This is a genomic window from Nonomuraea sp. NPDC000554, from assembly GCF_040300065.1.
Taxonomy (GTDB): Bacteria; Actinomycetota; Actinomycetes; order Streptosporangiales; family Streptosporangiaceae; genus Nonomuraea.
On the sequence record NZ_JBEPDC010000004.1, the window covers coordinates 316582 to 335161 of the forward strand.

16 protein-coding genes are annotated in these 18580 nt (G+C 70.3%); 7 read left to right on the plus strand and 9 right to left on the minus strand.

Annotated features, from left to right (window positions below):
• Positions 1 to 101 precede the first annotated feature (101 nt).
• Positions 102 to 911 carry a hypothetical protein gene (locus tag ABT294_RS10375; protein WP_350804937.1) on the minus strand — a complete coding sequence of 270 codons (810 nt, stop codon included), beginning with the start codon at positions 909 to 911 and terminating at the stop codon, positions 102 to 104.
• Between the two features lie 64 nt (positions 912 to 975).
• Positions 976 to 2586, minus strand: a complete 1611-nt coding sequence (locus tag ABT294_RS10380) for an ABC-F family ATP-binding cassette domain-containing protein (RefSeq protein WP_350804940.1) — start codon at positions 2584 to 2586, stop codon at positions 976 to 978.
• 187 nt (positions 2587 to 2773) lie between these two features.
• On the opposite strand from ABT294_RS10380, the gene ABT294_RS10385 reads away from it, so the two are divergent.
• The 7 genes from ABT294_RS10385 (at position 2774) to ABT294_RS10415 (ending at position 8313) form a co-directional block, all read left to right on the plus strand.
• Positions 2774 to 3235 carry a hypothetical protein gene (locus ABT294_RS10385; protein ID WP_350804942.1) on the plus strand — a complete coding sequence of 154 codons (462 nt, stop codon included), beginning with the start codon at positions 2774 to 2776 and terminating at the stop codon, positions 3233 to 3235.
• A gap of 44 nt (positions 3236 to 3279) precedes the next feature.
• Positions 3280 to 3483 carry a hypothetical protein gene (locus tag ABT294_RS10390; protein ID WP_350804943.1) on the plus strand — a complete coding sequence of 68 codons (204 nt, stop codon included), beginning with the start codon at positions 3280 to 3282 and terminating at the stop codon, positions 3481 to 3483.
• Positions 3484 to 3783: 300 nt separating this feature from the next.
• Positions 3784 to 4347 (plus strand): RNA polymerase sigma factor, encoded by a 564-nt coding sequence (locus ABT294_RS10395; RefSeq protein WP_350804944.1) that lies wholly within the window; start codon positions 3784 to 3786, stop codon positions 4345 to 4347.
• Positions 4347 to 5267 carry a CU044_5270 family protein gene (locus ABT294_RS10400; RefSeq protein ID WP_350804945.1) on the plus strand — a complete coding sequence of 307 codons (921 nt, stop codon included), beginning with the start codon at positions 4347 to 4349 and terminating at the stop codon, positions 5265 to 5267. Before ABT294_RS10395 ends, ABT294_RS10400 begins: the two co-directional genes overlap by 1 nt.
• 102 nt (positions 5268 to 5369) lie before the next feature.
• The gene (locus tag ABT294_RS10405) at positions 5370 to 6539 is read left to right on the plus strand and encodes a DUF5005 domain-containing protein (RefSeq protein ID WP_350804947.1); all 1170 of its coding nucleotides are present in this window, start codon (positions 5370 to 5372) and stop codon (positions 6537 to 6539) included.
• Positions 6536 to 7546, plus strand: coding sequence for a DUF4432 family protein (locus tag ABT294_RS10410; RefSeq protein WP_350804948.1), 1011 nt, complete (start codon positions 6536 to 6538; stop codon positions 7544 to 7546). Before ABT294_RS10405 ends, ABT294_RS10410 begins: the two co-directional genes overlap by 4 nt.
• Positions 7543 to 8313 (plus strand): SDR family NAD(P)-dependent oxidoreductase, encoded by a 771-nt coding sequence (locus ABT294_RS10415; RefSeq protein WP_350804949.1) that lies wholly within the window; start codon positions 7543 to 7545, stop codon positions 8311 to 8313. Before ABT294_RS10410 ends, ABT294_RS10415 begins: the two co-directional genes overlap by 4 nt.
• A gap of 893 nt (positions 8314 to 9206) precedes the next feature.
• Here the strand turns inward: ABT294_RS10415 and ABT294_RS10420 are convergent.
• Genes ABT294_RS10420 through ABT294_RS10450 form a run of 7 tightly spaced genes read right to left on the minus strand, consistent with a single transcriptional unit; the run spans position 9207 to position 18557 of the window.
• Positions 9207 to 10631, minus strand: coding sequence for a S10 family peptidase (locus tag ABT294_RS10420; RefSeq protein WP_350804950.1), 1425 nt, complete (start codon positions 10629 to 10631; stop codon positions 9207 to 9209).
• A 9-nt stretch (positions 10632 to 10640) separates the two neighbouring features.
• Positions 10641 to 11873: an enolase C-terminal domain-like protein gene (locus ABT294_RS10425; RefSeq protein WP_350804951.1), complete on the minus strand. Its 1233-nt coding sequence runs from the start codon at positions 11871 to 11873 to the stop codon at positions 10641 to 10643.
• Positions 11870 to 14887, minus strand: coding sequence for a glycoside hydrolase family 38 N-terminal domain-containing protein (locus ABT294_RS10430; RefSeq protein WP_350804952.1), 3018 nt, complete (start codon positions 14885 to 14887; stop codon positions 11870 to 11872). Before ABT294_RS10430 ends, ABT294_RS10425 begins: the two co-directional genes overlap by 4 nt.
• Positions 14887 to 15696, minus strand: a complete 810-nt coding sequence (locus ABT294_RS10435; RefSeq protein WP_350804953.1) for a carbohydrate ABC transporter permease — start codon at positions 15694 to 15696, stop codon at positions 14887 to 14889. The genes ABT294_RS10430 and ABT294_RS10435 overlap by 1 nt, the downstream gene beginning before the upstream one ends.
• Positions 15693 to 16538, minus strand: coding sequence for a carbohydrate ABC transporter permease (locus ABT294_RS10440; protein ID WP_350804954.1), 846 nt, complete (start codon positions 16536 to 16538; stop codon positions 15693 to 15695). The genes ABT294_RS10435 and ABT294_RS10440 overlap by 4 nt, the downstream gene beginning before the upstream one ends.
• Positions 16539 to 16581: 43 nt before the next feature.
• Complete coding sequence (locus tag ABT294_RS10445) at positions 16582 to 17838, minus strand: ABC transporter substrate-binding protein (RefSeq protein WP_350804955.1); 1257 nt, start codon at positions 17836 to 17838, stop codon at positions 16582 to 16584.
• Between the two features lie 17 nt (positions 17839 to 17855).
• A complete protein-coding gene (locus ABT294_RS10450) occupies positions 17856 to 18557 on the minus strand; it encodes a FadR/GntR family transcriptional regulator (protein WP_350804957.1) in 702 nt (233 codons plus the stop codon).
• Positions 18558 to 18580 lie beyond the last annotated feature (23 nt).

Below are 18580 nucleotides of genomic sequence, written 5' to 3' on the forward strand. Positions count from 1 at the left end.
ATTTGCACGGCACGCACGCATACGTCAGCGATTTGGTTTGTTCCTGATTTATCGCGTTATTGAGGAATGCGTTTCCGCCGCGCCCGCGCAGGGCGCGGCGGTCACTGCTTGTGGTCGGGAATCTGCATCGCCTGGGAGCCGCGGTCCACGGCGAACGGCTCCGTGGTGGGCTTGACCGTGTGCACCGGCACCGCGCCACCGAGCGCCAGGTCCTCGAAGGGACGGGCGGTCGAGCCCCAGGTGCGGGCGGTCACCTCCGTCCTGGCCACCTTGGCGCCCTGCGGCAGGCCCTCGACGGTCAGGATGAAGCGCGGCGGATTGCCCGCCTTGACGTCGTCCACGAACGTGCTGCCGCCGCCGAGCAGCTTGCCCGAGCTGTCGCGCAGCAACGCGTTCACCACCAGGCTGCTGGCGGCGAGCTGGTACGGATTGGAGACGTATCCGGTGATGAGATACGTCCCGTCCTTCTGAGGCAGCGTCTGCACCCGCGAGACGGGGAACTGCTTGAACGCCGAGGCGATGCGGGCCGCGGGACGCCACTGGGCCTGGCGGTAGTCGATCGTCACCTTCGCCGGCTTCGCCGTGGCGGTCGCCTGGCCGGTGAAGGCCAGCGACCCGCCCGGCGGCACCGCGTCGAGCGGCTGGTCCATCCTGACCACCTCGGCGCCCCCGGCGTCGCGGGCGACGACCGTGGCGACCACGTGCTCGCCGAAGTGCCACGGGTTGCTGTTCGTGAGCACTCCGGCCCAGTTCACGGCGTACCCGCTGCCTGACTTGACGATGTTCGACACCTGCTCTTTGAGGGCGAGCGGTTTGAGCTGCTGTTGTGGCTTCTGGTCCTCGCTGGAGCACCCGGCTAGGCAGATCGCCCCGAGTGCGAGGAGGCTGACGGTTCGACTACACGGGATCACTTTGCCGTGATAGCCGGTTCATGGGTGCCTCTGGCAGGGGACACGCGACGGCCGTACCAACTCTTTAACGGGGACGTACCACCCGGGCCTCGTCCCAGACCGGGGTCGGCGACTCGTAGACGGTTCCGTCGGAGCCGAACACCAGGAACCGATCGAAATCCGCGGCGAACCAGCGGTCGTGGGTGACCGCCAAGACCGTGCCGTCGAAGGCGTCCAGACCGGCCTGGAGCGCCTCGGCACTGGCCAGGTCCAGGTTGTCGGTCGGCTCGTCGAGCAGCAGCAGAGTCGCGCCCGACAGCTCCAGGAGCAGGATCTGCAGCCGCGCCTGCTGCCCGCCCGACAGCGTGTCGAACCGCTGCTCGGCGACCCTCCCGGCCAGTTCGTACCTGGCCAGCGCCTTCATCGCCTCGTTCTTCAGCCTGGCGTGCTCGGTCATCACGATCTCGACCGGCGTCCGTCCGAGCAGGTCGGGACGGGCGTGCGTCTGGGCGAAGTGGCCGGGCACGACCCTGGCCCCGAGCCTGGCGACGCCGGAGTGGCCGATCTGCTCGCCCGCGAGCAGCCGCAGGAAGTGCGACTTGCCCGACCCGTTCGAGCCGAGCACCGCGACCCGCTCGCCGTACCAGACCTCCAGGTCGAACGGGCGCATCAGGCCGGTCAGCTCCAGGCCCTCGCAGATGACCGCGCGCTTGCCGGTGCGCCCGCCCCTGAGGCGCATGCTGATGTTCTGGTCGTTGGGCGCCTGCTCGGGCGGGCCGGCCTCCTCGAACCTGCGCAGCCGGGTCTGGGCCGCCCGGTAGGCCGGGGCCATGCTGTCGTTGTATCTGGCCTTGTCGCGGAGCATGACGACCAGGGCCTTGAGCTTGGCGTGCTCCTCGTCCCAGCGCCTGCGCAGCTCGTCGAGCCGCTCGTTGCGGGCCTTGCGGGCCTCGGCGTAGGTGGCGAACCCGCCACCATGAATCCAGATATTTCCGGATTCCACGGTCACGATCCGGTCGGCCGCGTTCGCCAGCAGCTGGCGGTCGTGGCTGACCAGCAGGACGGTCTTCGGCGTCTCCCTGAGCTGCTGCTCCAGCCACTCCTTGCCCGGGACGTCCAGATAGTTGTCGGGCTCGTCGAGCAGCAGCGTCTGGTCGGGGCCGCGGAGCAGGGCTTCGAGGACGAGGCGCTTCTGCTCGCCGCCGGACAGCGTGGACACGTCCCGATATTTCACGTTGTCGTACGGCACGCCGAGTGCGGCGACCGTACACGTGTCCCACAGCACCTCGATGTCGTAACCACCGGCGTCGGTGTAGTCGCTGATGGCCTGCGCGTAACGGAGCTGCGCCTTCTCGTCGTCGCGCTCCATCATCACGAGCTCCGCCTGCGCCAGCCGCTCCGCGGCCAGCCGCACGGCGGGCGGCGCGACGCTCAGCAGCAGGTCGTGCACCGTGCTGCCGTCGCGGACGCTGCCCACGAACTGCCGCATCACCCCCAGCCCGCCGGAGCTCGCCACACTCCCCTCGACAGGCTGCAGATCACCCGCGACGAGCCGCATGAGCGTGGTCTTCCCCGCCCCGTTGGGCCCGACGAGCGCGGCCTTGACCCCCTCGCCGATCCTGAAGGAGACATCGGTCAGCAACGGCCGCCCGTCGGGCAACACATAGGTCAGATGTCCAACTTCGACGTGCGGCACTTCGATCCCCTCCAGCTCCCGCCGTAGGGTATCGACCGCCCTCCCTCCCGGTCACCCCGTTTTCCGCCAGTCAGCCGCACGGACGCGCGCCCGCGCCCCAGAGCCGTGTGCCCGCGCTCGACACACCAGGAAAGGCGGGCCGACCTGCGGCACGGTCTATCTGAACTACTTCAGATAGACTGTGGTCGTGACGACGAAGAGCTTTCCGTACAGCGCGTTTCTCCGAGGCCCCTCGCAGGTCCTCCCGTCGCTGGACAACGCCGACGTCGTCCTCGAGCGGCGCGACGACGAGAACCTCATCTTGATGCGGGCGGAGCGTTTCGAGGCGGGGACGGCCAGCCTGCGTATCGCCGCCCGGGCCCTGGCCATCGTCGCCCGCCGTAACAGCGACCTCGCCGAGGAGGTCCTCGCCGAGGAACTCCCCTGGGTCACCTGGCTGCCCGACCCCGAGCGCCATGAGTGCGTGCGTGAACTGCTCGGCCACCTGATCGCGGGAGCCGACACGGGCGAGCTGCTGCCGTTCGGACGTGCGCTGGCCTCCTGGCGATCCACCGCGATCGTCTGGAGCGACCCGCAACTCGCCCGTGAACTCCAGGGCCCCTTCCCCGGCGACGGGCCGGACGTGCCTCGCCCCACCGACGAGTCCTGATGGCCGGTCGAGGTGACGATGTTCCCCGACCTCATCCGTGGCGCGTGCGTTTCGCCGAGGGCTGGAGCCGTCTGCTCGCCCACGCCCGGGAGAACCTCGACAGGGCCTGGGTCGCCATCACCGGCGACCCGCGGCATGTCGACAGCCGCCAGCATCCGCTCAAAGGCGCTCTCGGCGTCGTGAAGGTGGGGGGCGACGCGCTGGAACAGTGGCAGTACGAGGCCACGTCGGGCGGGCGCGTCTGGTAGGCGATCGACGACGAGCGCCGCACCTTGTGGATCACACGGGCGGGGACCGGGCACCCGAAGCAGACTGACACGCGGCGCGGCCGTTAGCCGCGCGGCGACCGTGGGCGAGCAACGCGGCCGGGACGGCGTCGCCGTTCATCAGAGTGACGGTTGTTCCGCCCGCTGGCGAAAGCGGAGGAGTTTCTGACACTCGCCGCCAAAGTGCTGGACGAGATGAGCCCGTACTAAAGAGGGCCGAGAACTCGGTCGGTGGCTTCGGGAGACAGCTGGGTGACCGACCGATCTCACGAAGGAGGGCCGTTGAGCGTTGAGACGGCCGAAGTTGACGACGCCGAGTTGATCCGGCGATCGGCCGACGACCCCGAGCAGTTCGCGGCGCTGTTCGACCGCTACGCGCGGCAGATCCACCTGTACGTGGCCCGCCGGTTGGGGGCGCAGGCCGCCGACGACATCGTCGCCGAGACGTTCCTGGCCGCGTTCCGGCGGCGGAGCTCGTACGACGTGACGGTACCGCTGGCCAGGCCCTGGCTGTACGGGATCGCGACCACGCTCGTCGCGCGGCACCGGCGGCAGGAGGAGCGGCTGCTGCGGGCCCTCAACCGCACGGGCGTCGATCCGCTGCCCGAAGCGGTGGACGACGTCGTGGCGCGGCGGGTCGCGGCGCAGGGCAGGGAGCGCGAGCTGGCGGGGGCGCTGGCGGCGCTGTCACGCGCCGATCGGGACGTGCTGCTGCTGATCGCCTGGGAGGACCTCAGCTACGAGGAGGTCGCGAGGGCGCTGGACATTCCGCTGGGAACCGTACGGTCCCGGCTGCACCGGGCGCGCAGGAAGACGCGGGCCGCGCTGGGAGACGAGGAGCTGTGATGGACACGATCAAGGACTTCCGCCGGAACACGCCGCCGATGACGGCGGAGGCGGAGAGCGCGGCCCGGGCACGGCTGCTGAAGGCCGTCCGAGGAGTGGAGACACGGCCCCGGCGTCGGCGGCTGGGGTGGCGGCTCGCGGTCGCGGGGGTGCTGGCCGTGACGGTCGGCACCGGCGTGGTCGTGCTGCGCGGCCAGCCTGCCATGACGCCCGTGGCGAGCGTGCGGGAGCTCGGTGAGCGGGCCGCGAGAGCGGCGGAGGACACACCGGGGTTCGTGGCCAGCCCGGGACAGTGGCTCTACATCAAGGAGCGCCAGGCCCCTTACAACACCATCGGCGCGGACCTGTCCAAGCGCACCACCTTCGAGCAGTGGACCAGCGTCGACGGCAAGCAGGTCGCCTGGGAGGAGGGCGGCAAGCTGCTCATCCAGGGCACCCACCCGGGGATCAGCGCGGCCGACCTCGCCAAGCCGCCGGTCACCTCGGAAGGAGTGCTCGGGAAGATCCGTGCGGTGCTGGAGGGGAGGCACTTCGTGCCCACCGATGGGCCGATGCCGCCCATGGACGAGCAGCTCTTCCAGGCGGTCTACCAGCTCATGGGTGAGCAGGCGCTGTCATCGGACGTCCGGGCCGCGCTGTTCCGCGGGCTCCACACGATCCCCGGCGTCACCGTCACCCAGGACGTCGAGGACGCCGACGGCAGGCGCGGCGTGGCGTTCAGCTACACCGGCGACTGGACGCGCTACGACCTGATCCTCGACCCCGGCGACTACCGCTTCCTCGGCACCTACGGGGTGACGGTGAAGGACAAGACGATGACATACACCAGCGCCCCGTCGGTCTTCGTCAAGGCGGGCACGCCGCTCACCCTCACGGCCCAGCTCGAGACGAAGCTCGTGGACAAGCCGGGACAGCGATGACGTAACGGCCTGATGAGGGCGGGCTCACAGAGGGGGTAGACAGTAAGTGATCTAATGACTAGAACTGTAGGGAACTTCTTCCCTTCCCCCTAGGAACGCCCGATGACGCGATTCCGGTCCGCCCTCATCCCCCTCGGCGTCGCGCTGCTCGGCCTCACCGCCGTGCCGCACCAGGCGGTTGCCGCACCCCCCAAGCCCACCCCCTCCGTGGCCGCCACGACCGAGCGGGCCGCCACCGCCGCGTCCGCGTGCGCCCCCGCCGTCAAGGGCGCGGCCGTCGACGCCCGGCTGACCGGCCTGTTCACCAACTACGGCAACGACAACAGCCGCACCGACGACTGGACCGGCGCCGACGGGACGTACTCGCTCAAGCTGCCCAGCGGCAAGGAGCTGTGGATCTTCTCCGACACCTTCCTCGGCCAGGTGAACGCCGACGGCTCCAGGCCGCCGGTCGTCGAGGAGGGCGGGACGACCGTCTTCCTCAACAACTCCTTCGCCGTCGAGCAGGACGGCAGGCTCGCCACGATCCACGACGGGACGCAGGAGCAGCCGAAGGCCGTGATGCCGCCCCGCGACCAGAACCACTGGTACTGGGCCGGCGACGCGACCCTCGCCGGTGGCGTGGTGGAGGTGACCTACCAGGAGTACGAGCGGTACGGCACCGGCGCCTGGGACTGGCGCTGGCACAAGAACGTGGTCGCCCGCTTCGTCCCGGGCCGGCTGAACCAGCCGATCAGCGTCCACGACCTGCCCTCCGGCCACGGCGTCTCCTGGGCGTCCGCGACGCTCAAGGACGGCGGCTACACCTACGTCTACGGCGTGGAGGACCTGGGCTCGCCCAAGTACATGCACCTCGCCAGGGTCAAGGGGCAGAGCCTGCTCGGCCAGTGGGAGTTCATGAAGGCCGACGGCACCTGGTCGCCGGACGAGGCGGACTCGGCCCGGATGATGAGCGGGGTGGCGAACGAGTACAGCGTGACCAAGGTGGGCAACGGCTACGTCCTGATCACGCATGACACGAGCGAGGTGCTCAGCCCGCGGATCGTGGCCTACACCTCGTGCTCGCCCACCGGCCCGTTCACCGGCAAGCAGCTCGTCTACACGACCCCGGAGACGGGCGGGAACATCTTCACGTACAACGCCCACGCGCACCCGGACGTCTCGGGCAACGGGCTGGTCGTCTCGTACAACGTCAACAGCTTCGTCAACACCGACCACTACCGGGACGTCTCCATCTACCGCCCGCGGTTCATCGACGTGAGCTTCGGGTGAGACGAAACTGGGCGGCTCGCCTGCGGCTCGTCACGATCGACGGGCTGCGGGCGGTCGTGCTTGAGAACGAGGCGCTCCGCGTGACCGTCGTGCCCGACAAGGGCGGCGACGTGGTGGAGTTCCTGCACAAGCCCACCGACACGGACTTCGTCTGGCTCTCCCCGCAGGGCCTGCGCAACCCGCACGACCACCTCCAGGGGGCGGCGGACGACGTCGCGCAGTTCATCGACCACTACGAGGGCGGCTGGCAGGAGATCTTCCCCAACGGCGGCGCGCCGAGCGAGTACCGGGGCGCGCGGCTGGCGCAGCACGGGGAGGTGGCCGGGCTGCCGTGGGAGGTCGAGGTGCTGGCCGACTCCCCGCAGGAGGTGGCCGTCCGGCTGAGCGTGCGGACCAGGCGGCTGCCGTACCGGCTGGAGCGGACCATGCGGCTGGCGTCGGGGACTGCCGCGCTGGAGGTCGAGGGACGCGCGTCCAACGACTCGGGGCTCGAACTGCACGCCATGTGGGGCCAGCACATCGTGTACGGCGAGCCGTTCCTGCGGCCGGGCGCCAGGATCAGGCTGCCGGAGGGCGTCACCGTGGTCCCGCACGACAGCGCGATCAACCCCGCCGGGCGCCGGGTGCAGGCCGGTGGGCCGTGGCGGTGGCCGGTCGTGCCCGCCGAGGGCGGCGGCGAGACTGACCTCAGCGTGGTCCCCGGGCGCGGCGCGCCGAGCGACATCGTCTACCTGACCGGCTTCAGCGAGGGCTGGTACGAGATCACGGGGGACGTCGGGCTGCGCGTGGAGTGGGACGCGACGCTCCTGCCGTACCTGTGGATGTGGCAGGAGCTCGGCGCGTCCACCGGTTACCCGTGGTGGGGACAGGCGTACACGATCGGGCTGGAACCGTTCTCCAGCATGCCCACCGACGGGCTGGCCGCGGCCGTGGCGAACGGCACGGCGCTTACCTTGGGACCTCACGAGACGAGGACGTCGCGGTTTCGCGTGGAGGTGCTGACATGAGCGAGTTCGAAGGAAAGGTCGCGCTGGTCACGGGCGGCTCGAAGGGGATCGGCCGGGCGGTGGTGGACCGGCTGGCCGACGGTGGGGCGTCCGTGGTGTTCTGCGGCGCCGACAAGGAGGCGGTGCTCGACAGCGAGCACGTCACCGGCGTGGTCGCGGACGTGCGGCGGGCCGGCGACATGCGCGACCTCGTGGACCTGGCCGTGGCCAGGTACGGCGGGCTCGACATCGTGGCGACGTGCGCGGGCGTGCAGCGGTACGGCACGGTGGTCGACACCCCCGAGGACGTCTGGGACGAGGTCCTGGACATCAACCTCAAGGGTGTCTACCTGACCTGCAAGGCGGCGATTCCCCGGTTGAAGGCGCGGGGCGGCGGGTCGATCGTGGTGATGTCGTCGGTGCAGGCGTTCGCCTCGCAGGCGCAGGTGGCGGCCTACACGGCGAGCAAGGCGGCGCTGAACGGCCTGACCAAGGCCATGGCGCTGGACCACGCGGCCGACGGCATCAGGGTGAACGTGGTCTGCCCCGGCTCGGTCGACACGCCGATGCTGCGCTGGGCCGCGGACCTGTGGCGGGGCTCGCTGTCACAGGAGGAGCAGGTGGCGCAGTGGGGCCGGGCGCACCCACTCGGCCGGGTCGGCAGGCCGGAGGAGGTCGCCGAGCTGGTGGCGTTCCTGGCGGGGCCACGCTCGTCGTTCATCACGGGCGCCGAGCACCGCGTGGACGGCGGCCTGCTCGCCCGCAACCCGGCGGCCCTCCCCGAGTGACGGCTCGGGTAATAAACCACGCGAGCGCGTGTCAGCCGCGCGTCCGCAACCCGTCAGCGGCCCGGCGTGGACGGCGGTCGGGACGCGCGGGGCCGGCGCTGCCGGAGGCCGGTGCGGAAGGCCGCGAACCCGCCGAACACGCGGCGCCGCCGGAGGCCGTCGCGGGACTCCGTGAACCGGCCGGGCCCGATCTCCCGCCGAGGAGCGAAGCCGACGGCGCGCCGAGCCGCCGCCGGACCCGGCGCCCACCTGCGGGCTAGCCGGTCTCCCAGCGGACCCGCCGATCAGCGGGCGTCTCCCAGCAGTCCCGCCCATGTGCGGGCGTCTCCCAGCGGACAGGCCCTCCTGCGGGCCGACCGGGCCGCTACCTGGCCTGACGGCCGTCTGCACGCGGCGACGGCTGCCAGCAGCCGTCGCTGGGCGCCGAAGGGCGGCGGCCCCGGGGCGGGATAAGGGCGACGGGCGCGGAGCGTGCGCCCCAGGCGGCCGCGAGCCGGCCGAACGCGTGACCGGCGCAGGGCTCCGCGAGCCGGCCGAACGCGCGGTCGGCACGGGGCTCCGCGAGCCGGCGGGGCCCGGTGGGCGGCCGGCTCGGCGGCGGCCCGTTCCAGCGTGTTGGGGTCCTGTGATGCTAGCCATGGCCCGGCCCGCTTTCTGTGCGCCCTGGTTCAGTGTGGCCGAACCCGGAAACCGGTGCCGCCGCGGTCGTTCAGCGGCGTCCGCTGCTCGGCCGGTGGCCGTCGAGCGCGTCGCCGACAGCCCGGACGGTCAGCCTCACGGTGGTCTCCTCGGTCGGCGAGTCTCTCGATCGGTAACCTAGCGTGTTGACAGGTATACCCAAAGTTATGACTCGCCGATCCTCGCCGGGCGTTCCACGGCCATATTTCCCCAGCTCAGACGCCTCGGACGAACGCCGCCAGGTCAGCAGACTGCCGGAGGCGGCTCGGCTCGTGGACGTACATCATGTGACCGGCCTCGTAGTACCTGAACTCGATGTTCCCCCGCAGCTCGGCGGGCACGGGCAGACGGGCGAAGGTGTGCTCGGCGGCGTGGTACGGCGTGGCGCCGTCGTGGTACCCGCATCCGACGTGGACGCGCAGGTGCGGGTTGGCCCGCATCGCCGAGGCGAGCTTCCCGGCCACGTTGACGTGCTGGTTCTCGAACTCCTTGAACGACCAGGGGTCCACGCGCGAGGTGAGCACCTCGTAGGGCAGGTCGTTGACGTAGTCCAGCTCGGCCCGCAGGTAGTGGTTGAGCGCGGCGCTGTAGGGGCCGACGATCGCGGCCAGGCTCGGGTCGTGGGCGAACCGCTCGCGCCCCGAGTCGGGGTCCCAGCCGGCGAAGCGGCCGTCGAGCCGCCCGACCGTTTGGCGGCGGGAGCGCAGCAGCTCGGTGAAGAAGCGGACGTGCTCGATGCGCAGGTCCACGCGGTCCACGTAGTCCTCGGAGAGACCGGACAGCGCGGCGACCCTGGCGACGGCCGCGGCGCGTTCCTCGCGGGTGAGGCGGCCGGCCCGTGACAGCGCCCAGGGGTAGTCGCGCTCGGCGTACTGTTCGGCCTCGCGCAGCACGTCGGCCAGGGGGCGGTCGCCGTGCAGCCCGTGGTGGTGGGCGATGGCGGCGTAGGTCGGCAGGTAGAGCGGGTACGGCAGGTCGTTGCCCTCGGCGAAGACGACCGTGCCGAAGTCGAGCACGGAGGAGATGAGCATCAGGCCGTTGAGGTACATGCCGTAGCGGGTCTGCAGGTGGTCGGCCAGCGCCGCCGCCCTGACGGTGCCGTACGACTCGCCCGCGAGGAACTTGGGCGACATCCACCGCCCGTTCCTGGTCGTCCACAGCCTGATGATCTCCCCGACCGACTCCAGGTCGCCGGTGAAGCCGTGGTACGGCTCGGCCTTCTCGCCTTCCGCGGCCCGCGAGAAGCCGGTCGAGATCGGGTCGACGAGGACCAGGTCGCTGACGTTCAGAAGGGTCTCGGCGTTGTCGGCCAGGCCGTACGGCGGGGGCAGCAGCGCCCCCGCGTCGCCCATCAGCACCCGGCGCGGGCCGAGCACGCCGAGGTGCAGCCACACGCTCGACGAACCGGGCCCGCCGTTGAAGGCGAACGTGACGGGCCTGGTCAGCGGGTCCGCGTCGTCGAGCGTGTAGGCGGTGACGAACACCTCGGCCTTGGGCCGGTGGCCGTCGAACCTGCCGTCGGTCGTCACCTCCTCGCGCAGGACCACGGTGCCGGTGGTCGCGGTGTACGGCCGGCCGTCGGTGAGCGCGTGCTGGGTGGTGACGAGGTTGTCGGCAGGTTGCCGCTGTTCTTCAGCCATGACGGCTAATTATGTAGCGATATCTCCTGAAATAGCGGGGTCGGCAAAGCGCTCATTCGGCACCTGGGCGTACCAACCGGGCCGTCCAGGGTCACGGTCGTACGGATAGCCACCTATTTCCCGATAAAGCTCGGCATAGCGGGCTACACGCTCCTTATCCAGCTTCACGCCCAGCCCAGGCCCCGTCGGCACGGCGATGCCGCCCTCCGAGTAGGCCAGTTTGCCGCCCTCGATCACGTCGTCGCGAAGCTGGTGGTAGTGGGCGTCGGCCGCGTACGTGAGGTTCGGCAGCACCGCGCCCAGGTGCAGCATCGTCGCGAGCTGGATCCCCAGCTCCCCGGACGAGTGCACCGCCACCCCGAGCTGGAACGTCTCGCACACCCCCGCCGCCTTGATGCACGGCCGGATCCCGCCCCAGAAGGTGGTGTCCAGCAGCACCACGTCGGCGCTGCGGCGCAGCACGTTCGAGGCGAGCTGCTCGAAGTTGACGACGACGGTGTTCGTCGCCAGCGGCACCCTGACCTGCTCGCGCACGGCCCTGAGCCCTTCGAGCCCCCAAACGGGGTCCTCCAGGTAGTCGTTGTTCAGCCCCTCGATGGCGTGGCCGAACCGCAGCCCCTCGGCGACCGACAGCACCGCGTTCGGGTCGTAGCGGAGCCGGTCGCCGGGGAACGCCTCGGCCAGCGCGCGGTAGCACTCCAGCTCGTAGTCGGGCGGGAAGACGCCGCCCTTGAGCTTGTGCACGGTGAACCCGTGCGCCGCCTTCAGCTCGCGGGTGTGCTCGACAAGCTGGTCAGGCGTACGGATCTCGGCGTACCCCTCGGCCGCGTACCGGAAGAACAGGTAGGACGCGAACGGCACCGCGTCGCGGATGCGCCCGCCGAGCAGGTCGCAGACCGGGACGCCGAGATGCTGCCCGATCAGGTCGAGGCAGGCGAACTCGATGGCCGCGAGGAGCTGGGTCCGGTTGTTGTAGAGCGACGCGGTCGGATTTGCGATCTTGAACCGCAGCGCTTCCAGCTGGAAGGGATCGTGCTCCTTCAGGTACGGCAGGAGCGCGCGGAAGGCCGCTTCCGCGCTCTCCCCGCCACCGCCCATCTCCCCCAGGCCGATCAGCCCGTTGTCGGTCTCGACCTCGACGATCGTGCGGACGAACCGTCCCCAGTGGGCGCCGTTGCTGTGGCGCAGCGGCGCCTCCAGCGGGACGGCGACCGTCGTGGCCCGGATGTCTACGATCTTCACTCGCACGTCCCCCAAACGGCGGCGACCCCACAGGCGGGCAGCCGCACCTTGACCGATTCGTCTACTACGTCGAGCTGCTCCCGCTCGCGCTCCAGGCCCGCGCTCACCCGGGCCGTCCGCAGGCCCGGCAGGCTGACCGTCACCTCGACCGGCTCGCCGGCCAGCGACTGCAGCCGGACCACGTGCTCGGCTCCCGCCTGCCCGATCGAGTTGACCAGCACGTCGGGGTGGTCGGCGGTGACGAACGACCGGGTCGCCGGGGCTGCCCCCGGACCCTCGGTCAGCAGCGCGCCGACGAACTGGTCCGTCAGCCCGGCCGCCGCCCGCGCACCCAGCCGCCTGCCGGGCACACCCACCTCGGACGTGACCGCGTACCTGAACGTCGTCTCGCCCTGCTGCTGGGAGGGGAAGTTGGTGTCCCAGATGTTGTTCAGCGCCCAGGAGTAGACCGTCCCCTCCTCCTCTTCGAGGGTCGGCGGGAACGGCGCGTACGGCATGTGGATCGTGCCGAGCTGCACCAGCGGCGCTTCCAGGGTGGCCCAGGCGATGGTCAGCTCCGGGTCCTCGAAGGCGATCCAGTGCCTGATCGGCAGCATGTACTCGGCCGACCCGGGCACCCGGGGCACGTCCGGGCCGCCCACTCCGCCGGTCAGCTCCCACGCCGAGGCGGGTCCGGACGCGAACGGGAAGGCCAGGAAGACGGCCTCCTTGGCCGGGGTGCCCTGCTTGGCGAGCTGGTAGGTCAGGTCCAGGCGGGCGACGCCGGAGTGCAGCTCGATCGTGGTGCGCAGCCAGTCGACGCCCTTGCCCTGCAGCTCGATGACCAGCTTCTCGCCGACGGCGGTGCGCTGCGCCTTGAGCACGGTGGCGTTCCTGCCGATGGCGCGGTCGCCGAGCAGGGTCCTGTCGTGCGCCCCCACGTGCCCCGACATGTGGTTGAAGTGCGGGGCGGTGGCGTAGCGGTCGTAGACGTACTGGCCGAAACCGGCCGCGGCGTCGGCGTTGACCAGCTCGCGCCCGGCCTTCTTGTCGAAGATGGAGCTGATGTAGCCCTCGTGGACGTCGTACGCCACCCGGTAGAACTCGTTCTCGATCACGCCGCCCAGGTCGAGCGCGACCGGCTTGGGGGCCGGGGCCTCGGCGCGGACCACGTCGAGCCGCGCGTAGCCGAAGCCGGGGATCTCGGGGACGACCGCGTGCAGGTGCCGCCCGATCGGCCGGGTCGGCCAGTCGGCCGGGTCCACGACCTCCTCGTGGTGCGCGAGCGTCTCACCGGTCCGCGCGTCCACCAGCGCGATGGGCACGTCGGCCGCGACGACGTCCCGCGGCAGGAACGCCCGCACGACGTCGGTGCGGGTGCGGGTGCCCGGGTTGAAGACCGCGAACGACGCCAAAGCGGCCCCCTCCGCGGGCGCCGGGCCGGAGAGCGCGCCCGCGAACCGGCGCGTAGCGGCCTGGAGCAGGTCGGACGCGTCGTCCTGGGCGTCGTAGGCGCCCGACGACTTGCGGGTCCACTGCAGGCCGCCCGAGTCGCCCGCCTCCTCGGCGTCCTCCCACGGGTTGGCAGCGCCCCAGGTGTGCTCGTTGAACAGCGCCACCTTGTCGTACGCCTCGTCGATCTCGCCGGTGGCGTCCGCGCCCGCGATCGTGTGCAGGGTCTCGGCGGCGCGCAGCGCCGACTGCGCGCGCCGGACGTAGCCGAGCGGGCGCGCGCCCGAGCCGAGCCCGTCGGCCCACCAGTCGGTCCAGTCGCCCTCGTGGACGGCCAGCCGGTCGTGGTAGTGCTCCTCCACGTGCGCGAAGAAGTCGCTGTTGACCGCCGAGCGCAGCCGGGGGAACGCCCACTGCTCGTTCCACCGGCGCGCGATCGACGCGGGCACGATCGAGGGGCCCGCGTTGTCGGCGTGCGCGCCCTGCACGCGCAGGTGCAGCACGTCCAGCTCGTACGGCTCGCGCGGCGCGTCGGGGCCCTGCCAGCCGAACGTGCCGGGCCCGTACGGGTAGCCGCGCGAGGCCAGCGCCGACAGGTAGCGAGGCAGCAGGTCGTCGGCCAGCTCGTAGGAGTCGGTCAGCCCGACCGTGTTGCCTTCCATGTAGGCCATGCCGTGCGGGGTGTCGGTGAACCAGACCAGCACCTCGTTGCCGCTGGGCGCCCGCCAGCGGAACGGCCTGGTCAGCTTGTCACCGCCGTGCAGGTACGGCACCGACCGTCCGGCCCAGTTGTGCGCGGCGGCCAGGTAGCGCACCCCGGCCGCGTTCAGCGCGTCGACCAGGCCGACGACGGCGCCGGGCACGTCGGTGTGCATGGCGGAGCGGGTGGCGAAGCCGTACTTCTCCTGAAGCTGGGTGGTGAAACGGAGCTGCCGGTACAGCTCCTCGGTGGAGCACGCCTCGGTGTGGAGCTGGAACGGCAGCGCGGTCACCTCGATGACGCCCTCGCGGGCCAGCGCGGCGAAGGCCTCGACCTGCTCGGCCGGACGCGCCCCGAGCCACTTCAGGGCGGGCATCGACGACTCGACCGTCCACCTGAACTTGGCGTCGTCGGGCCAGGAGGCGGTCTCCTCGGCCAGCCTGACCGCGGCGTCGAGGTAGTCGAGGTGGTGCCGCAGGACGGTGCCCTGCGGGTCGGTGTAACCGATGTCCAGGTGGGAGTGGTGGACGACGAACACGCTCCACTTACGCTGCGGCGTGACGGTGATCCGCGCGGAGCCGACCACGCCGGCGTCGTCCCGCGACTCCAGCGTGAACTCGCGCGGCTCGCTCACCTCGGGCACGAGCAGCGTCACGTCGGTGCCCGACGCGCTGTCGACGCCCACCAGCACGTGCGTCAGCGGCTGGGTGCTCGACACCCTGATCGCCTGCCGGCCGTCGTGGGTGAACAGCGGCAGCACGGCGACCCGGACCTCCAGCCCGCGCACGCCGATCACCGGGGTCGAGGTGTCGTTGCGCAGCGCCTGCCTGATCCCGTCGTAGTCGGGGGAACCGAGGCTCCGCTGCAACAACCGGCTCGTCATCAAACACTCCCTAGAGACAGGCCTCGGGCGAAGAGGCGCTGGGTGGCCAGGAACAGCAGGACCGTGGGCAGCGAGCAGACGAGCCCGGCAGCCAGGCCGACGGGTATCGGGGTACCCGCGTAGACGTCGGTCATCAGCCCGGCCAGCGCGGTCATCACCGGCCGCACGTTCTCGGTCTGCGTCAGGGTCAGACCGAAGATCAAATCGTTCCAGATGAAGGTGAACTCGAGGATGAACACGGCCGCGAGCGCGCTGGTGGAAATCGGCAGGTAGACCCGCCAGAAGATGCGCCAGGTGGACGCGCCGTCCATCCGGGCGGCCTCGAAGATCGAGAAGGCCACCCCGGTGTAGAAGTTGCGCAGCACGAAGGCCGCCAGCGGCACGTTGATGGCCGTGTAGATGACGATCATGCCGAGCCGGCTGTCGTACAGCCCGGCGTCGCTGTAACCGACGAACAGCGGCACGAGCAGCATCTGCGACGGGAAGATCGTGCCACCGAAGATCAGCAGGAACCACCAGAACCCGTGCCGCAGCCGCAGCACCACGATCGTGTACCCGGCCAGCGCCCCGATGAGCACGCCCAGGACGGGCGAGACGACGGCGTAGAGCGCGGTGCTGGCCAGACTGTCACCCAGGTTCGCGCTCTCCAGGGCCCTGGCGAAGTTCTCGAACAGCGAGAAGTCGCCGGACGGCAACCACGCCCTGCTCGCGTCGTACGAGGCCGCGGGCCTGGAGGCGTTGACGAGCAGGAGGTACGTCGGCCCCAGCCAGATCAGGCCGAGCACGACGAGGACGGCACGCCGGATCATCGCACCTGCCTCCTGAGGTAGAGGAAGGACGCCAGCCCGGTGACCACGGTCAACATGACCGCGACGGCCGAGCCGTAGCCGTAGTCGCTGGCAACGAAGGTGTCCTTGTACATGGTCACCGCGAGCGTCTCGGAGTTGCGTCCCGGCCCGCCCTGGGTCAGCACCCAGACGATGTCGAACGTCTTCAGGCTCGCCACCAGCGCCAGCCCGACGACGACCGCGGTCAGCGGTCTCATCAGCGGCCAGATGACGTGCCTGAACAGGCTCCAGCCCGACGCGCCGTCGAGCCGCGCGGCCTCGATCGGCTCCTTCGGGATCGACTGCAGGCCGACCACGAACAGCAGCGTGTTGACGCCGAGCTGCTGCCAGGTCCAGACGAGCAGCATGGCGATCGTGTTGTGCGGCGCCTTCTGCAGGAACGCGGTGTCGACGCCGAGGATCTGGTTGGCGATGCCGTCGTGCGACAGGACCGGGCTCCACACCAGCGCGAGCCCGGCGCCGCTGAGCGCGTACGGCAGCATGAACGGCACCCGGTACCAGGCGCCGCCCCTGATGTCGTACGACAGGACGGCCACCAGCAGGCCGAGGCCGACCGGCAGCACCATCGTCCCGACCACCCAGAGCAGCGTGTTGCGGATCGAGGTGAGCAGCGCCGGGTCGTCGAACAGCTTGACGAAGTTGTGGAAACCGATCCATTCGGGCGAGGCGAGGCCGTCGTACCGGGTGAAGCTGAGGTACGCGGTCCACAGGAAGGGGGCGTAGAGCAGCCCCGCGACGAGCAGCGCCGCGGGGGCCACGTACCCATGCCGAAACCGACCGAGTATGGGAGTGCGCGTGCTCATTGCCTCACTCCGTGAGGCGGGCTCGGTCGCTCAAACCCGCCGCTCACTGGTGCGTGCTCCAGTACTCGTCGGCGGCCTTCTGGATGGTCTGGAGCACTTCCTGGTAGGTGCCGGGCTCGTTGACGAACTTGCCGAAGCCGTCGAGCGCGGCTGTCAGCACCGGCGGTGGCGTGGCCTCGAAGTAGCGGTTGACCAGCCGGTACTTGCCGCTGCCCGCGTCCTTGGTGATCTGGCCGAGCGCCTCGTCCTTGATCGCCACCTTGGGGTTGGCCGAGACGTCGCCCCTGCTCGTCGCCCACTTCTCCTGGGCTCCGGCAGAGGTCCACCACTTGAGGTACTTCGTGCTGGCGTCGGCGTCGGGCGCCTTGGCCAGCGAGCAGAGCGGTCCGCTCTCGAAGATGATGGACGTCTTCGGCAGCGAGGCGTTCACGTTGGGGATCGTGAAGAAGCCGTAGTCGGTGCCGGCCTTCAGGTCGCGCTGCGTCATGGACGTGTTGAACCAGGTGCCGGACGAGACCATCGCGGCCTTGCCGCTCTTCAGCAGGTCGGCCGGGTCCGTCTTGTCACCCGGGTTGACGAAGTACCCGGCGTCGATGAGTTGCTTCCACTTCTCCATCACCTGCACGACGCCCGGGTCGGTGTACTTGGCCTGGCCGGTGGACAGGCGGTCGTACAGGTCGGGGTCGGTGCCCGCCATGAGCTGCTCGAACCAGACGAAGGAGAACAGCACACTGGTGTGGTAGAAGGCCTTGACGCCGTTCTTCTTCAGCGTGTCGGCGACCTTGACCAGCTCGTCCCAGGTGGTCGGGGGCTTCAGCTGGTACTTGTCGAAGACCTGCTTGTTGTAGAACATCCCCCAGTAGGCGACGTTCAGCGGCACGCAGTACTGCTTGCCGTCGACCGTGTAGTACGGCGCCAGGTCCTGGGGCAGGTCGCCCGCCTTGATCCCCTCCTGCCAGATGGCCGAGGTGTCGGCCACCTGCTTCTGCTTGACGATCTCCGCCAGCGTCCCGCCGGTCTGCCAGGTGAACAGGTCGGGCTTGACGTTGGTGCGGAACGACGCCTTGATGAACGCCTGGTACTGCGCGGAGTCGGTATAGCCGGTCGGCTTCATGCCCAGGCCGATCTGCTGCTTGGACAGGGCGCCCATCTCGTCGAAGTACTTGCTCCACGCGCCCTTGTCGTTGTACAGCGTCAACTCGGTCTTCTTCGGTGCGTCGGCACCGCTTCCGCCGTTGCCACCGCACGCGGCGAGAACGAGAGCCGCCACGCCGAGCGTGGCCATGCGTGACCGGATCATGCCCCGGCCTCCTTGTTTCACTTGGGGGGGTGTTGCAACCGCTGCTCTATTACTGTCCTGACGTCCACCAGGTGGGCCCGCATGCGCGCTTCGGCGGCCTCGGCGTCACCGGCCTCGATGGCCTCGAGGATCGCCTGGTGCTCGTCGAAATCGCGGCTCCGGTCGTCGAAGATCTGCAGGATCTGCCGCTGCTCCGGCCCGTGGACCGTCAGCAGCGAGTCGACGACCTCGTGCAACACGCTGTTGCCCGCGAGCCGCGCGGTCGCCCGGTGGAAGGTCATGTTGGCGTCGTGCAGCTCGGCGTCCTGTCCCCGCAGGTGCCTCGCCGCGTCGTCGAGCACGCCTCTGAGTGCTTCCAGCTCCTCGCCGGTGGCACGTTCCGCGGCCAGTGCGGCCAGCGGCGGCTCGATGACGATGCGGGCGCCGAGCAGCTCCAGGAGCTGGGCGCCGTGCATCTCGCGCATGTTGGGGTTCGGGAGCACGATCCGCCCGATGGCGGCGCCGACATAGATGCCGGAACCGTGCCTCATCTCGATGGCACCGGTGGCTTCCAGCCTGCGTAGCGCCTCGCGCAGTGTCGGGGTGGTGACAGCGAAGCGCTGGGAGAGCTCCCTGGTCGAGGGCAGCCGGTCGCCCGGCTGGTGCCCGCCCGTACGGATGAGCTCCAGCATGCTCTCGGTCAGAGCGTCGGAAAGGGTCGGCCGCGTTACCTCGGACATATCAAGTCATCTAATCACTTCTG

What these genes read in the sequence shown, in the direction of transcription:
- ABT294_RS10440 (WP_350804954.1), bottom strand. Translation starts at nt 16,538, where the DNA reads ATGAGCACGCGCACTCCCATACTCGGTCGGTTTCGGCATGGGTACGTG.
- ABT294_RS10430 (WP_350804952.1), bottom strand. Translation starts at nt 14,887, where the DNA reads ATGACGAGCCGGTTGTTGCAGCGGAGCCTCGGTTCCCCCGACTACGAC.
- ABT294_RS10405 (WP_350804947.1), top strand. Translation starts at nt 5,370, where the DNA reads ATGACGCGATTCCGGTCCGCCCTCATCCCCCTCGGCGTCGCGCTGCTC.
- ABT294_RS10435 (WP_350804953.1), bottom strand. Translation starts at nt 15,696, where the DNA reads ATGATCCGGCGTGCCGTCCTCGTCGTGCTCGGCCTGATCTGGCTGGGG.
- ABT294_RS10400 (WP_350804945.1), top strand. Translation starts at nt 4,347, where the DNA reads ATGGACACGATCAAGGACTTCCGCCGGAACACGCCGCCGATGACGGCG.
- ABT294_RS10450 (WP_350804957.1), bottom strand. Translation starts at nt 18,557, where the DNA reads ATGTCCGAGGTAACGCGGCCGACCCTTTCCGACGCTCTGACCGAGAGC.
- ABT294_RS10445 (WP_350804955.1), bottom strand. Translation starts at nt 17,838, where the DNA reads ATGATCCGGTCACGCATGGCCACGCTCGGCGTGGCGGCTCTCGTTCTC.
- ABT294_RS10420 (WP_350804950.1), bottom strand. Translation starts at nt 10,631, where the DNA reads ATGGCTGAAGAACAGCGGCAACCTGCCGACAACCTCGTCACCACCCAG.
- ABT294_RS10415 (WP_350804949.1), top strand. Translation starts at nt 7,543, where the DNA reads ATGAGCGAGTTCGAAGGAAAGGTCGCGCTGGTCACGGGCGGCTCGAAG.